This is a genomic window from Microvirga sp. P5_D2 (genome assembly GCF_054049475.1).
Window position 1 is genome coordinate 33,270 of record NZ_JBFUMH010000021.1, and the last position, 15,946, is coordinate 49,215.

Genomic DNA, 15,946 nt, shown 5'->3' on the forward strand with positions numbered 1-15,946 from the left:
ATGATTACGCATGAAGCTGAGGTTCAACGACAGCACCCCCGTTACCGCCTGYCGATGAAGTGCGTTCATGCTGGGACACAAGTGTCGGTCATCGATCTTTCCGTTGGTGGAATTGGTCTGCGGAGCGGATCATTCGATGCCGTTCCAGGGAATGTCGTGGATCTGACCCTGATCTTTCCCTTCAACGGTTACGAACTCACCCTGCCGGTGCAGGCGGAGGCTCGCTATGTCAACGAGGAGCATGGCCGGGTCGGCATGCGCTTCGTCAACGTCTCGCCCCGGCAGCACAACCTCCTGCGCTTCATTCTCGATGCCTACCTCTCGGGAGAGGTCGTCGAGGCTGGCGACGTGCTGGATGTCGTCTCGCGCCGCAACGAAGGGAAGACCCGTGAAGTGCCGCAGCGCCCGAAACCTCAGGGTCTCATGGAAAACGCGGCGCACTATGGGCGCAACTTTGCCGGATACGGCGCCGTTGCCGCAGTCACGCTGCTCCTTGCAGGCTTCATCGGAACAGGAATCTTCCAGAAGCTCTACATCATCCCCGCACAATCGGCGCTGATCACGGCTGATCTCGTTACCGTCCCCGCGCCATCCAGCGGTCAACTGACCTTTGTTGCGCAAGGCGAAGAAGTTCAAGCGGGCGAGCCGCTTCTCACCATCCAGGGGCCGCAGGGCAGCAGCAGCATCGTCATTGACAGCCCTTGCGATTGCGTCGTCCAGGCCCGCTACAATCGCGCTTCGAACTTCGTGCGTGAAGGCGCGCCGATCCTCGTGCTGAAAGAGAAGACGAGCGCCCCTTACATCGCGGCCAGCATTCCTCAGAGCGAGGTGCTACGCTTCTATCGCGGGGCAAAGGCCGTCATCGAATACGCCGACGGCACGAAGGTGCGGGACGCACAGATCGAGCGTCTTCCCACTCTGTCGGATGGAGATGCAAGCGCCGGGCGCTTCCTCGTCAAGCTCGCGCCCGGTCGCGAACTTGAGAACAGCGCCATCGGACAGCCGGTCTCCGTCGTGTTCGACACTTTCTCCGGAACATCCATCGGCAGCGCAGCGACGAAGGTTCATGCGGGCATGAGCTGGGCAGGCAATCAGATCGCCTCGATTTTTCGCAGTGAGGAGACCGCTGACGCACGAGAGATTTCCGAAGCACCGGTGAAGGCCGACGACAAGCGCATCGCGATCCTCAAATGAGCTTCATGGGCCGTTCCGGCTGCGTACCCGGAGCGAGTTCGAATTATTGGAGATGAATAATGAATAATATCATTCCGGTTTTGATGTGCGGCGGATCGGGAACCCGTTTGTGGCCTGTTTCCCGCTCCAGCGAGCCTAAGCAGTTTCATGCTCTTTCCGGTGAGCGGAGCCTCTTCCAGCAGACGGTCCAGCGCTTTCGCACGGACCTTTATGCCGAGCCCCTCATCATCGTGAACAACAACCACCGGGATCTCGCCCTGCGTGAGTTCGGGGAGATCAGCTCCGGCGCCGTGCGCCTTCTGGTCGAGCCTTCCGTCCGCAGCACGGCCCCGGCCATTGCCGCCGCGGCAGCTCTGATCGCCGAGGAGGACATCGACCGGCWCATGCTCGTCGCGCCCAGCGATCATGTGATCGACCAGGCGGAAATCTTCGCGGAAGCGGTGGCACAGGCCACTGAGGCCGCGCGCAATGGGCAGATCGTCCTGTTCGGCATTCGCCCGACTCATGCGGAAACCGGCTTCGGCTACATCGAAGTCGGCGAGTCCTATGATGAGGCGAGCTACAAGGTCGCCGGCTTCGTCGAAAAGCCGAAGCGCCCTGCTGCCGAAGCCCTTTTCGCCGGCGGTCGCCACCTATGGAACAGCGGAATCTTCATGTTCACGGCGCGCACGATCCTCGAGGAACTCGAGCGTTATGCTCCGGAGGTCCTGGCCTGCGCTCGCCGCGCTCTGGGCTCCGCCAAGCGCGGCAATGATACGATCCGTCTGTCGTCGGAGTTCGATGCGGCCCCCGCGATCTCGATCGATTATGCCGTGATGGAGCACAGCGAGCGCCTTGTCTGTGTGCCCGTGTCTCCTGAATGGCGTGATCTCGGCTCCTGGTCGGCTCTTTGGGACGTCGGGTCGAAGGACGACAACGGAAATGTCTCGCGCGGCGACACGCTTCTCCATGACGTACGCAACAGCTACGTGCACGGCAATTCCCGCCTCGTTGCAGTGCTAGGCGTGGAGAGGATCGTCGTGGTCGATACGGCCGATGCCGTCCTCGTCGGCTCCATCGATCAGGCGCAGAATGTGGGGCGCCTCGCGAGCGAGCTTGCCGCCGCGCGACGGCCCGAGGCCAACACTCACCGCAAGGTTCGCCGTCCATGGGGATCCTATGAATCCCTGCGGGTAGGCGAGGGCTTCCAGGTCAAGCACATCATCGTCGATGTGGCTGGCCGACTTTCGCTTCAATATCACCATTTCCGGTCGGAGCACTGGACCGTGGTGTCCGGAACGGCGCGCGTCACGGTCGGCGATGCCGTCTCCGTGATGACGGCCAACGAGTCCGTCTACATTCCAAAGGGCGATGTGCATCGGCTGGAGAATATCGGCGACGAGGAGCTGCATCTGATCGAGGTGCAGTGCGGGTCGTATCTCGGCGAAGACGACATCGTGCGCCTGGAGGATCAATATGATCGTATCGTTGCGAGCTGAGCGCCGCCGCATGCCGGCTTTCGTCGCCCTTCTGGCAATCATCCTGAGTTCGGGGATCCTGGCAACGGGAGCCCTCGCTCAGGAGCCGAACGAAGYCTCGCGCCTCGCCGAAGAGGCTCGGCAGGCCTTCATGTCCGCCGAGCAGGGAGGGAATGCGAAGCAGAAGGCCGGCTTCTATCAGGTGTCGCTCGCCCGCATCCGGCTTCTCGAAAAGTTCGCGGAATCTCAGGGCCAGGGATCGCCTGAACTGCGGGACAGCGCGCGGGCCGAGCTCGGGCGACTGGCTGATGACGGACTGAGCCGGGATATGCTCGGCTCGATGCTGCTCCAATCTTCCCTGGCGGAGCTGACGGCCTTGCAATCCAATGCGGACCGTGTCGAACTGGGCGTGACACTTCATCAGCTCGCAAGCGAACAGAAAGCGCCGGAATATCGCGCCGCCGCTTTCATCGAGCTCGCTCAGGCTTATGCGAAGATCGGCGTGCAGGATCGTGCGTTGCGCTACGTGCAGCTTGCGATCGACACGGCGAAATCCATTCCCGGAGCCGGCGAGCAGTCCGGCGCATACAACGCCGCTGCCCGCCTTGCCGTCAATCTCGGTCCGGCAGGCGTCACCTTGGCCGAACGCGCCATCACTCAGATGCCCCGTGCACGTGACCGTGCCTATGCACGCCAGGATCTGGCAGTGGCGCGTCTGAAAGGAACGCCTTGGCAGAAAGCTCCCAAGGATCAGCTCGCAGTCGAGGCACGCAAGCGCCTCTCCGCCGGAGATATTCCCGGCAGCCTTCAGGTTGCGCTGGCACTCCCCGGCAGCAATGATCAGGAGAAGCTTCTCAACGATATCCTCACGGCTTCTCTCAAGAAGCAGGATCAGCAATCCGCGCTGTCTGCCGCGCAGGGTCTCTTCAGCCCCAGCGATCAGCAGAAGGCGCTCGCCGCCATCGTGAAGGAGCACATCGCCAAAGGCGTGCCGCTTCAATCCGTCGCCATCATCGACAGCATGCAGGACGGTGCGTCGAAGATTACGACGCAGCTCACGCTCGCAAGTGAGCTGGAGCGTGCAGGCTATGGCAGCATGGCGGAGCAGGTCTTCTCCAAGGCGCTTGAGAGCGCCGAAGCGGCGGATAAGGCGACCCAGGTCGTGGTCTGGCCCGAGGCCGTTCGTGCTCTCACGCGCGCGGACCGGCTGAATGAGGCCATGAGCTATATCGGTCGTCTGGAGGAAAGCTCGGAGACGTCGTCCGCCCTCGGCGACCTTGCCAAGCGCCTAGCTGAAAGTGAGCGTCTTGCGGATGCGGAAGCCATACTGCCCAAGATCCGCGAGCGCGAGGACCGGTCGCATGCCCTCAGTGGCATCGGTCGCGCCAAGGCTCAAGCCGGGGACGCTGCCGGTGCGCTTTTGATCCTCTCCGACATCTCCGAGCCGGAGGATGCAGGCCGTGTGCAGGCCGCCGTTGTTAAGTCCCATTCCCAGGCCGGTAAGTTCAGCGACGCGACCGCTCTTGCCGGTCGTATCGCGGACAAGGAGGCGCAGGTCGAGGCCTGGGTCGAGATCGGGCGCCAGGCAAGCCGGAAGAAGGACGCCAAGACCGGTGAGCAGGCTTATGCAGAGGCCATCCGCATTGCGGAAAGCCAGGACAAGACGGACCGCGACAAGGCGTTCTACACGATCGTCAAATCGCTTGCAGATCTGGGGGACAAAAATCGAGCCGGCGAACTGAAGCAACGGATCGTCGACGACAAGATCCGTACCCGCGCAGATGAGGCTTTGGCCAAGGCCGAGGCCAAGCAGGCGGTGGAGCAGAAGAAACGCAGCAGCCTGCCGGATGCCGTCCTCAAGCGCCGTTTGAGCCAGACGATGAGCGATGCCGACAAGGAGGACATTGCTCTCGAAATCGCCGGACAGGCCGACGGCATTATTCTGGCTGCGGATCTCATCCGTTCGATCGCGGATGATCGGACACGCGTTGCCTCCTTTCGTCGCCTTGCGGAGATGCAGGCCGCTTCCCTCTCTGTTCCTGTGAAAGAGGATGCGACGGAGGTGGTCGACACCACCGCTAGCCTTCCGACGGAGACGGATGAAGCGGAACTCGGACGCGAGCAGCGCACCCGTCGCGGCCTCGTGCTTGCAAAGGTCGAGAGCGCGCCTGCGCCTTCCACCAAAGTTCCGCTGCCGTCCCACTATGCAAAGGCCAGCGAGATTCGGGACATGGTGCCCTGGCCCGGCGGCGCCGAAGCCGGCGTGACGTTCGCGAATTACAATCTCTACATCTCTAAGTTTCTCGACGAAGGGCCGACCGGCAGCACACGTATCGAGCAGGCGATCCGTTATCAGGGCATCCCGAGCCCGCGTATGATCGTGGTCCAGAAGGGCGTGACCACATTGGGCATGCTGGCACGCCAGCTGCAGGGAACGCCCGACCAGAACCTGATTTCCGTCGATGGAGACGTCCTGACGCTGCGCGTGCCCGTATTCGTCGCTCCCGGTGCGAAGCTCATCCTTTCCCGCCTGGACGTGCCGACTTACCGGTTCAGCGCGGAAGCGGGCGCTTTCATCGCCAGCGCCGGTGAGCTTCACGTCGTGGATGCCGATATCGTGGGCTACAGCGAGCAGGCCGGACAGCCGGCATGGTCCGACAAAAGCAAGACACACATTTTCCGCCCCTTCCTGCTGAGCTGGGGCGACGGACGGATGAACGTGGCCGCATCCGTTCTGGTGGCGCTCGGTTATGAGAACTCCAAATCATTCGGTCTGTCCTATTCGTCAGGTCCCATCCGCGTGTCCGAACTTCGCGATCAGGTTCATGCGACCGGATACGTAGTCGACAACGTCTTCCGCAATTCGCATTTCGGCTTCTACTCCTATGAGGCAGAGAATATTCAGATCGTCGGCAACGAATATGTCGATAATGTCGTCTACGGTCTCGATCCGCACGACCGGACGCGCAAGCTGACCATCGCTTTCAACACGACATACGGCACTATGGTGAAGCACGGCATCATCATCTCGCGCGAGGTCGATGAAAGCTGGATTGTCGGAAACCTCGCCTTCGACAATGTGGGCTCCGGCATCATGCTGGACCGAGACAGCTCCAATAACGTCGTTCACGCCAACAGCGCCTTCCAGAATCTGCAGGACGGCATCACACTCTTCGAGAGCTCCTGCAACCTGATGACCGACAACCAGTTGCTCGCCAACAAGCGTGATGGTCTGAAAGTTCGCAACAGCTTCGATATCGGCATTTACGGCAATCGGATTGAGCGCAACGGGAATTCCGGCGTCAATGCCTATGTGGCGAACCTCATCGACACGAAGAGTGGCGAAACGCGCGATTTCAAGCTCGATCCGTATGCCCCCGTAACCAGCGTATCGCTGCGCCGCAACCGGTTCTCGGCGAACGGCGTGGGCATCAATGCTCAAGGCGCATCCGGTCTCAGCATGTTCTCCAACCGCTTCGTCAAGCAATCACGGCGCTTGTTCGGCGGCGATCTACGCGGTCTAGAAGGGCTCGTGCTGCAAGCGGCCTCCCAGGCCGATACGCTGGTGGCCAGCACCTGCCGCCCGGCAAGGCCGGTCATCGCCTGTCGTCTGCGCGAGCAGGGCTATTTCGAAGGCGCTGCCGATCTTCACATCTTCGATTCCAATGCGTCGTCCGATTGCACGTCGACAAGCGACACCGTGCAACATCGGGCATTCTCCACCACATCCCAAGGGACTTGAGAAACAGGCATGCAGCGTCTTATTGCCATTCTGACCCTGACTATCCTCTCGGCGGGATCATCCTTCGCTCAATCGGCGCAGCCTGGGCTGTTCGATGTGGAGCAGCGGCGCTCGGCTCTGACCCAGCCGGCTTTTGCCAATATTCGCGCGGCATGTCTTGCGATCCCGCGTGACGCCGCGTGGAACGCGTTGAAGCCGATCCCCGGTCTGAAGGCCACTGAAGGGTACGGCACGGACGGTGCGGCCAACGATTATGCCTGGGCGGTGATGGTGCTGACCGGAAGGGCGCTTGCGGGAGACACATCGTCCGAGACTGCGCTGCGCGATCTCTATCTCACTTGGGCCAAGGCAAAGGCCTTCGAGGGCACCGAGGTCGAGAACGATGCTTATTACGCGCTCAAGCGCATCCTCCTTCCGACGATCGTCGGCTACTCGGTCATCCAGAAGGGATTGGATGACGAGCAGCGCCGCACCATCTCCGGATGGATCGATCCTTTGGTGCGCAAGGTCGATTGGATCTTCGACGGCACGGTCGATCACAACAACCATCGCTATCTCACGGACAGCGTCCTTATGGCCTGGGGTGCGGTGGTCGGCGATGAGGCGCTCTATGCCAAAGGGCAGAACCGCTACCGCACGATCCTGTCTGAAACACGCATGGACGGCAGCCTGCCGCTGGAGACGCGCCGTGGCTCCCGTGCTCTCTGGTATATGCGCCAATCCCTCGCGAGCATGACCGTCATGGCCGAGATCGCTGGTGCGCGCGGAACGGATCTCTACAGCCTGCGCGAAGGAAACGGCAGCTTCGATCGGGTTCTCTCCTATCTGCTCAACGGTCTGACGGAGCCGAATGTGGTTCTGGCTTACGCCTCGGAGAACTACATTCCCGGTGACGAATCCGATTTCCGGAAGCCTGACCTCGGCTTCCTCACGAAGCGCGGCCACGGACGTCATTATATGGCCTGGGTCGAGCCCTATCTCGCACATGAGCGCCCCGGCCTCGCATCCAAGCGGCTCAAGGCGCTGTTCGCACGCAATCTTCGCAATGAGCGTCCGCTGATCGACGAGTTCGTCGGCGGCAACGCGACCTGCATTTGGGGGCGCGGTTGATCATGCAAAAATCCCGGCTTCTTCCTTTTCTTGCGACGACAGCATTTCTGTCTACCTCAACGGCCTGGTCTCAGACCAATACCGATGTGGAAACCCGCACCCAGTTCCGCGCGACGATGGAGCGTGTCGAGCAGCTGCGCCGGCGACAGGATCAGGAGGCTTTCGTCGATCAAGCGCAACTCCTCGAGGACGGTCTTCCGGTCAGCGAGTCGAACCCGTTGCGCAAGACTGACCCGAAGGAGGCCGAGCGGCTTTATGAGCGCGCCTTGACGAACCTCGGCCCGCAATGGCCGGCCGCCGCAGTCCGTCGCGCGAAGATGCTGCTCAACAGCGACAGCGGACAGGCCGCCAATGAGCGTGCCGCCGATCTGCTGCGTCGCGCCGCTGCCATGCAGAACCGTGAAGCGGCTTATCTCCTGGCAGGACTGACAGAAAACGGCATCGGCGTCCCTCGTGATGTGGCGGCTGCGCGAAGCCTTTACCAAGTGGCTCTGCGCCAGGGCCACGGCCAGTCTGGTCTAGCCCTTGCGCGCCTTGAGACGGATGCCACCAAGGCGAATGTTTTCGCCACGCAAGGCCTTCGCCTTCTCTTCCAGGAGGCCAAGCAGGGTTCCGCCGATGCGGCGAGGACTCTCGCGGATCACTACCGCATGACGAGCGACGGCGCGGAACGCCTGAGTGTCGCGCTCGACTGGTATCGCCGTGCATCGGATCTCGGTGACGCGGAAGCGGCGCTCCGTCTGGGCCGCATGCGTTACGATTCGAAGTCTCCCCTTTATCAGCCGCAGGAGGCGAGGGCTGCTTTCGAGACCGCCGCGAAACGTGGTTCGGTGGAAGCCGCGCTGGTGATCGCCGAAGATCCGTATAATGGTGGCGCTCTTGGAGTTTCTCCTGCGCAGGCGGAACTGTGGCTCGACCGGGCCATCGAGACGAAGGCGCCGCGCGCGCTCGTGATGGGCGCCGAGATCCGCAGCCAGTTCAAGCCGGATGAAGCGAAGATCCTTTTGACCGAGGCTCTCAAGGTTGTCGACAAGGACCCGGGCGTTCTCGTCTCACTTGGTCGCTTTCTTCGGAACGGTGACTTGATCGATCGCAATCTTCCGCTTGCTATCGAGTTCTTCGATCGGGCAGCAAAGCAGGACAGCACGACAGCGCTCTACGAATTTGCTCGCACTGTTCTGGCTTATCCGGACTCGATCACCGCGCCCTTGCAGAAGATCGCCATCGAGCGCCTGCAGGGTGCTGCCGAGCGCGGCCATGTGAAGGCCGCTGTCAGCCTTGGCGATGCGCTGATGAATGGCAACGGCGTCGCGCCTGCTCCAAACGATGCGCTGCGCTGGTATCAGAAAGCGGCCGAAGGAGGCGCGACCGTCGCGCTGGTTCGGCTTGGCGATTTCTATGCCCTTCGCTCTGACGGCGTGGAAACGCCGCGCGCTTTGGAATGGTATCGCAAGGCCGCCGAGGCGAACAGCTCCACCGCCATGGTCCGGCTCGGGCGCATGTTCAGTGAAGGACGTGGCGTCCCGCAGGACTACGCACTCGCCGCTGCATGGCTGAGCCGTGCGGCTGCGGCAGGCAGTGGGCCCGCGATGATCGAGCTGAGCGCGCTTTACTCCAAAGCGGGCGGCCCGGGTCACTTCAACATGGCGCGGGAAGCCTTGGAGCGCGCCGTCCGCGCCGGCGATGCCCGCGCTCCTATCGCTCTCGCAAAGCTGTATCTGGCTCGCGGCGAGCGTCCCATGGCAGATGCGGCTTTGCGCAAAGCGGCTGAGGGCGGCAATGTGGAGGCGGCGCTGCAGCTTGCCGAGACATATCTGGCGACGAAAGCACCGGATCAGATCGCGCAGGCCCGACGCTGGCTTGCCTCCGCCGAGAAGGCGGCCGCCGGGAATGATGAACTCTTGAGCCGTATCGCAATCCTGCAGCTCAAGGATCCAAGCACATCGCAGCGCGGGGCTGCGACTCTTGAGACGCTTGCTCGCAAGAACAACCCGGCGGCCATGACGGCCTATGCGCAGGCACTTCTCCGCGGTTCGGGCGTTCAATCCGACGGCGTTCGTGGGGAGGCCCTGCTGCGGCGTGCCGTCCAGCTGGGATATGACCCGGCGCGTTTCGTTCTCGCCAAAGCCTATCGCGAAGGGGAGGGGCTGCCGCGTGATCCGGCGCGGGCCATCGCGCTTTATCGCGAGATCTACAATGACGAGCCCGGTGACACGAAAGTCCTTCTCGCCCTTGGCGATGCCTATGTCCAAGGCGATGGGGTCGCGCGGGATCGCAAGCTGGCAACGCAGTTCTATGCGCTCGCCGCGCAGAACGGTGATCCGGAAGGTCAGCTGCAGCTCGGTATGGCCTATCTCTATGGCGGCGGGGTTGAGCATGATGGTGTCAAATCGGAGCAGCTTCTGACGCAATCCGGCGAAGCCAACGTGATGATGGCTCGGCTTGAGCTTGGAAATGCCAAGGCATCCGGAATGGGTGCGGCGGTCGATCCGGAAGGCGCGTTCGCATCCTTCCTGCGGGCCGCCGAGGCGGGTTCCCCGGAAGCGATGATCGAAGTCGCGCGCGCCTTGCGGAAAGGATTCGGTACGCAGGTGGATCCGGCACTCGCGCAAACCTGGCTCGAGCGTGCAGCTCGTGTCGGCTCGTATGATGCGTTCTACGAGCTGTATCGCATCAATACCGTTGCGCATGATTCCAAGCCTCAGGAGGCTGAGCGTTGGCTGATGCAGGCAGCACAGGGCGGGCATCCAGCCGCGATGTATCATCTGGCGCTCCGCTATAAGCCCGCATCCCAGGATAAGAACAATATCGATGGCAACGATTGGCTCACCAAAGCTGCGAAGGCTGGGCACTGGCAGGCCATCAAGGCCGTACGCAAGAAGAAGCTGCCGGAACCCGGCGATCCTGAAGATGACGAGTGATCCGCACCGAACGACACCAGCAGAGGAATAAGCGCTCCCGATGAAAGCCCGTCACGCCAAGGCAGAATGGAACATCAGCATGAAGACGCTCATTCAGTTCGGCTGCTCCCGGCATGGCAGGCAATTCGGTTCTGCGATCGCCGCTGCCTCGCTATCGGCTTTGGCTTTCTTCCCTGGTTCGGCGCAGGCGCAGGCCTCGCGCTCCCTGGGACCGAACGCGGATTTCAGCAAGATCTGCGCTCAACCGTCAAAGGCGAACCTTACCCGTGATTGGAAAAAATGGGAGAAGACGCAAGCCGTCATCAATCTCGAAGAGATGTTCGATGCAGCGGCTCTCTATGCGGATGGTTCCGCACAGGTGGTGCGTGATCCCGCGATCGCACGCAAGCTGTTCGAGAACCTTGCCAGCCGCAACTGGCCCGGCAAGGGACGAGCTGTGTACCGCCTTGGCAAGCTGATGCTCGACCCGGCCGCCGGGCCTGTGGATGCTGAGCAGGCCGCATCGCTCTTCACGTCCGCCGCATCCATGCTGCATATGGATGCCTCCGTGCAGCTCGCGCGCCTTCATGCGGAGGGGCGCATCGCTGGAGCAGACGTGAAGGAGGCGGAGCGGCTCCTTCGTACGGCATCCGCTGCAGGTAACGTGGATGGCGTGATCGGCCTTGCCCGTCTTCAGCGCAGCGGACGCGTCGGTGAAGTGCCGAAGGCGGTGACGGATGATCTCGTCAAACTGGGGTTCCTTATTCTTTACGGTGATCTCGGCAAGGGTAAGTGCAACTCTCTTTTTGAGATCGGCACGGTGCTTGCGGATGAATCCCTTGTGCCGAGCGGCCTGCCGGAGGCGGTGAAGTGGTTCGAGGCATCGTCTCGCCAAGGCGACTACCGCGCCGATATCGCCCTTGCTGAAATCTACACCGAGGGACGCGCGAAGACTTCTCCTGACATTATCCTCAAGCACCTCAACCGCGCCGCCGCCGCCGGCGCACCGAAGGCCATGACATCGCTCGGCGAGCGCATGCTGCGAGGAGACGGAACAGCCAAGGATCTCCCGAAAGCGATTGCGTGGCTGGAGAAGGCCGGATCTTACGCCGATATCGATGCCTACAAGATCCTGGCCCGGCATTATCGTGGTGAGTACGGCGCGACGCCCGATCTTCCGAAGGCGGCCGATGCGCTCACGCGCGCCGCCGAATTGCCGGGGCATAGCCCAAGCGTCGTCGTATGGCTCGCACGGCTCCACGTGATGGGCATCAACGGGCAGCCGGATCTGAAGAGTGCGCTCGCGCTCTATCGCAAGGCCGCGGATCTCGGCGATCCGGCAGCTCTCACCGAATTTGCGAAGCTTCTTCTGGCGCGCCCGCAGGATGCGAACGGAACCGACGTTCTTGGCCTTCTCAAGGAGGCGGCGAGTCGTGGCAATCCGGAATCCATGGGTGTGCTTTCCGACCTGTATGCCTGCAGCGCCATCGTCTCTCCCGATGCGGAGCAGGCCCGTGCCTGGATGGAGCGGGCAGCAGAGGCGGGCCACGCGCGCAGCATAGCGACACTAGCCGCACAAACGGATGGAGATCCTGCCGCCGCGCAGAGAAGCATGGCGGCCCTCATGAAATCAGCCGAGCGTGGTGATCGCGAAAGCATGATCATGCTGTCGTTGGCTTACAAGACAGGGCAGGGTGTTGCCGCCGACGAGAGTGCCGCCGAGCGGTGGAAGAGTGCAGCCCTTGCACCGGGAGAGGACCGCTCGCGCGCGCTCCTCCTTCTGGCGCGCAGGCTTTTGAGTGCCGAGGGTCCATCGCGTGATGATGCCACTGCGAAAGCGCTGCTTGAGGAAGCTGTGCAAGCAGGCGATCCAAACGCCATGCTCGAATTAGGGCGCTTCCTGGTTTCCCAGAGCGGCAATGATCAGTGGAAGGGCGTGACGCTTCTGCAGAAGGCGGCTTCCGCCGGCAATCCCGCAGCCATGCTGGCGTTGGYCGATCAATCGGATGAGCAGCTTCGCCCGACAGCCAAAACCGCTTCGGATTGGCGTCGCGCGGCGGTGGATGCAGGCAGTGCCCGCGCTGCGATTGCTCTTGCGTCCATGTCGACGAACCCATCCGAAATGTCGCGCTGGGTACAACGGGCTGAGGCGCTTCCTGTCTGCGTGGCGCGTGACATGGCCGAGCTGGCGCAGGTTTATCGCCGCATGCCTGACCCGCAATCGAGCGAGCGCGCCCATATGTGGATTCAGCGGGCGCTCAACGACATCAAGCTGGATCAGCCCGACCCGGCAACCCTGTTCCTCATCGGCCGCGTCATGCTCGACGGAGATCCGCAGGAGCAGCAGGCGGCGTTCGGGCTCATCGAGAAATCCGCCAATGCCGGCAAGGTCGAGGCCATGCGTTTTCTCGGACGTAGCTACGCCTCCGGCAAGTTCGGAGAGGGAAAGACCGATGAGGCGGTTGCATGGCTCGGCAAGGCTCTGCGGCAGGGAGACGACGTTGCCGCTGTCGATCTGGCACGCCTTGCCGGAGGATCGGCGAGTGACGAGGGCTCCGCCATCGCTGTTCTGAAGGAAGTGGCCGAAACAGGCTCGGTTCCCGCCATGCGTGAATATGGGCGCAGCCTGCAATTCGGCTTCGGCATTCCGGCTGAACCCGAACAGGGCGCTGGCTGGCTGCGCAAAGCGGCGGAGGCCGGCGATACTCTCTCCATGAAGGAACTCTCGCGCGCCTACGCATCCGGGTATGGCGTCGAATTGTCGGCGAATGTCAGCACCGATTGGCTGCTGCGTGCGGCCAATGCCGGCGATGCCGAGGCCATGTATGGCGTCAGCCTCGCCATGACACTTGGATTTGGAACGGACGTGAATGCGGAAGCCGCTCAGAAATGGCTGGCGTCGGCGGAAGCGGCAACACGCAAGTAACACTGAGTAGGCGCCTCGGCGCCACCGGCTCTTCGAGAGCCGAAAAGATCGCAAGGGAGTAGTCCAATGATCAGAACAACGCATTTCATGCTTCTGAGCTGCCTGATGACAGGTACCGCCGTTGCGGCGCCGGCTCTTCCGGTCAAACAGGACAAGGGTACGGAGGCGGCCGCTTCGTCCGGGCCGGCCATGGCCCAGCTTCGCGCCATGCCAACAGTGCGTCTCTTGAAATTGGGCGATGCCGCATTGAAGGCGCAGGTGGATTCACCTGCATTCTCGACAGGCTTGGACGCGCTCCAGGTCGCATCGTCGCGCGGAGATCGCGCCGCAACGCGTCTTCTGGCAAAGGTCATGGCGCGTCATGAGGTCAGCATCGAAGGTGCAAATCGCGGGAAGATCGAAAGCAAGCTTCGTTATGAAGCGATGCGTGGCGCTTCGAGCTCCGTTCTCGCGATTGCCGGCATGTATGATCGCGGGGAAGGCGTTCCGGTTGACGTGAAGAAGGCGACGGATTGGTATCTGTGGGCGGCTCGCGTCGGCAATAAGCGCGCGAGGGCGCATGTGGCCTATGCCTACGGCGCCGGCCGCGGCGTGGAGCGCAGCGAAGAAACTGCGCTGAAATGGCTCGATGCGGTCAATGACGGACGCACCCGCATTACGCTCGTTGAGATTGGCTGGGCTCTCGCAACCGGCGCAGAAGGAGAAGCCGACATGCCTGCGGCCCTGCGCTATTTCGAGCGTGCCGCGCAGATCAAGCCCTATGTCGCCTATCAGGTTGCCATGGACCTGGAGCGTGGGACGAACGGCGTACAGGATCGCGAGGCGGCAGGTCACCTGATCAAGGTGGCTGCGGACCGCGGCGACACCGCTGCTGCTACCCATCTTGCCAACATGCTGGCGGGCAGCGACAAAGTCGAAGACCAGCGCCAAGCCGTGCAATGGTATACACTCGCTGCGCAAGACAAGGAGAATGTCGCAGCCGGTCAGGGCTTGTCGCGCCTTCTCGCGCTGCGCTCGAAGAGTGAAATCGTGCCGGACATCGTCGCCGGATTAGAGAAGGCGGCCGCGGCCGGGAACCAGGAAGCCTTGATCGGTTTGGCGCAAGCCTATTCCGATGGAACGGGTGTCTCTGCCGCGCCTGAGAAGGCGGCAAGCCTGCTGCAACAGGCCGCGGATGCGGGCATTCCGGAAGCCAAGTATCGCCTCGGCCTCATGTACAAGTCCGGCACGGGGGTCGGTGCAAATCTCAACAAGGCGATTGAGCTCATGAGCAGCGCCCAGGAAAGTGGATTCCCGCTCGCCGCCGTGGCGCTTAGCTCCATGACGGAGCCGACGGCTACCAGCTCGGTCGGAGAACAGCTCACACCGAAAGCAGCCGAGACCGGTACTGTCGTGAAATGAGTGAAAGCAGATAGGGCGTTGCGAAATGCCCTATCTCCGATGCTTGTCTTATGATTTTTGCGTCCTGATCGAGCAAGATGAGGATACCGCCAGCGAGTCGCGAGCTCGCTGGCGGTGGGAGGGGACGGGTCGTTCCGATGCAGACCGGTGCGGGTCGAGCTAGAGTCAGACCGCCCCTCTCTTTTCCTCGTGGCCTGAACGGATACCCGGGCGTGATGGCCCGCATGACAAGCCAAGGACGCGGAAAAGATGGATCATCCTATACCACAGACCGCCGGCATCGACATCGCCAAAGATCAGCTCGATGTTTGTCTCTACCCTGATGGAGCCGCGCGCCACTTCCCCAACGACGCCAAAGGCCATCGCGCCCTCATCGCCTGGCTCTCCGGCCATGCCATCGAGCGCGTGGTCTTCGAGCCGACTGGTGCGTATCACCGCGTGCTGGAGCGAAGTCTTGCCAGGGCCGGTCTGCCGCTGGCGAAGATCAATCCCCGTCACGCTCGCCGCTTCGCGGAAGCTCTGGGCCAGCTCGCCAAAACCGATCGGCTTGATGCGGCGCTGCTGGCACGCTTTGGAGCCCTGCTGGAGCCACCGACCCGGCCTGTGCTGAGCCCCACGCTGGATGCAATGAAGGAGTTGTTGGTGGCGCGACAGGCGCTGATCAAGGATCGCACGGCCGCCCTCAACCGGCAGAAGATCGTGCGCTCATCGCTGGTGCGGCGTCAGCTCGACCAGCGGCTGCGCCAGATTGCTCACCAGCTCGCCGCCCTTGAGGCTCACCTTCTCAGCCTGTGTCAGGAGGATGCGGATCTTGCCCCACGCTTGGCGATCCTCATGAGCATCCCCGGCATTGCTCAAGCCACCGCCGTCAGCCTGCTGGTTGAGATACCCGAACTCGGCAGCCTCGATCAGAGCCAGGTGGCGAGCCTCGCCGGCTTGGCTCCAGTGGCGCGCGACAGCGGGGCTTCACGCGGCCGCCGCATGATCCGCGGTGGTCGCGCCCATCTGCGTCAGGCGCTGTACATGCCGGCGCTGGTAGCGGCCCGCTTCAACCCGGATTTGAAAGCCAAGTACCAGGCCCTGCTCGCGGCGGGAAAGCCGGCGAAAGTCGCCCTGACGGCGATCATGCGCAAACTCATCATCTTGGCCAATGCGCTCTTGCGAGATCAGCGAAATTGGTCCCCAAAACCCGCTTGATCAATACGGATACTCTAGC

8 protein-coding genes are annotated in these 15,946 nt (G+C 62.3%); all 8 read left to right on the top strand.

The annotated features are described in order from the left end of the window. Positions 1-1,194 (top strand): PilZ domain-containing protein, encoded by a 1,194-nt coding sequence (locus ACXJKO_RS09025; RefSeq protein ID WP_457090758.1) that lies wholly within the window; start codon positions 1-3, stop codon positions 1,192-1,194. A gap of 59 nt (positions 1,195-1,253) precedes the next feature. Beyond that, positions 1,254-2,672 (top strand): mannose-1-phosphate guanylyltransferase/mannose-6-phosphate isomerase, encoded by a 1,419-nt coding sequence (locus ACXJKO_RS09030; protein WP_457090750.1) that lies wholly within the window; start codon positions 1,254-1,256, stop codon positions 2,670-2,672. Next, complete coding sequence (locus ACXJKO_RS09035) at positions 2,650-6,393, top strand: NosD domain-containing protein (RefSeq protein WP_457090751.1); 3,744 nt, start codon at positions 2,650-2,652, stop codon at positions 6,391-6,393. The genes ACXJKO_RS09030 and ACXJKO_RS09035 overlap by 23 nt, the downstream gene beginning before the upstream one ends. A gap of 9 nt (positions 6,394-6,402) precedes the next feature. Next, complete coding sequence (locus tag ACXJKO_RS09040) at positions 6,403-7,503, top strand: alginate lyase family protein (RefSeq protein ID WP_457090752.1); 1,101 nt, start codon at positions 6,403-6,405, stop codon at positions 7,501-7,503. Positions 7,504-7,505: 2 nt separating this feature from the next. Continuing rightward, a complete protein-coding gene (locus ACXJKO_RS09045) occupies positions 7,506-10,424 on the top strand; it encodes a hypothetical protein (RefSeq protein ID WP_457090753.1) in 2,919 nt (972 codons plus the stop codon). Between the two features lie 79 nt (positions 10,425-10,503). Continuing rightward, complete coding sequence (locus ACXJKO_RS09050; RefSeq protein ID WP_457090754.1) at positions 10,504-13,329, top strand: tetratricopeptide repeat protein; 2,826 nt, start codon at positions 10,504-10,506, stop codon at positions 13,327-13,329. 66 nt (positions 13,330-13,395) lie between these two features. Further along, complete coding sequence (locus ACXJKO_RS09055; RefSeq protein WP_457090755.1) at positions 13,396-14,730, top strand: tetratricopeptide repeat protein; 1,335 nt, start codon at positions 13,396-13,398, stop codon at positions 14,728-14,730. Positions 14,731-14,979: 249 nt separating this feature from the next. Next, positions 14,980-15,927, top strand: a complete 948-nt coding sequence (locus ACXJKO_RS09060) for an IS110 family RNA-guided transposase (RefSeq protein WP_457090756.1) — start codon at positions 14,980-14,982, stop codon at positions 15,925-15,927. Positions 15,928-15,946: the final 19 nt, after the last annotated feature.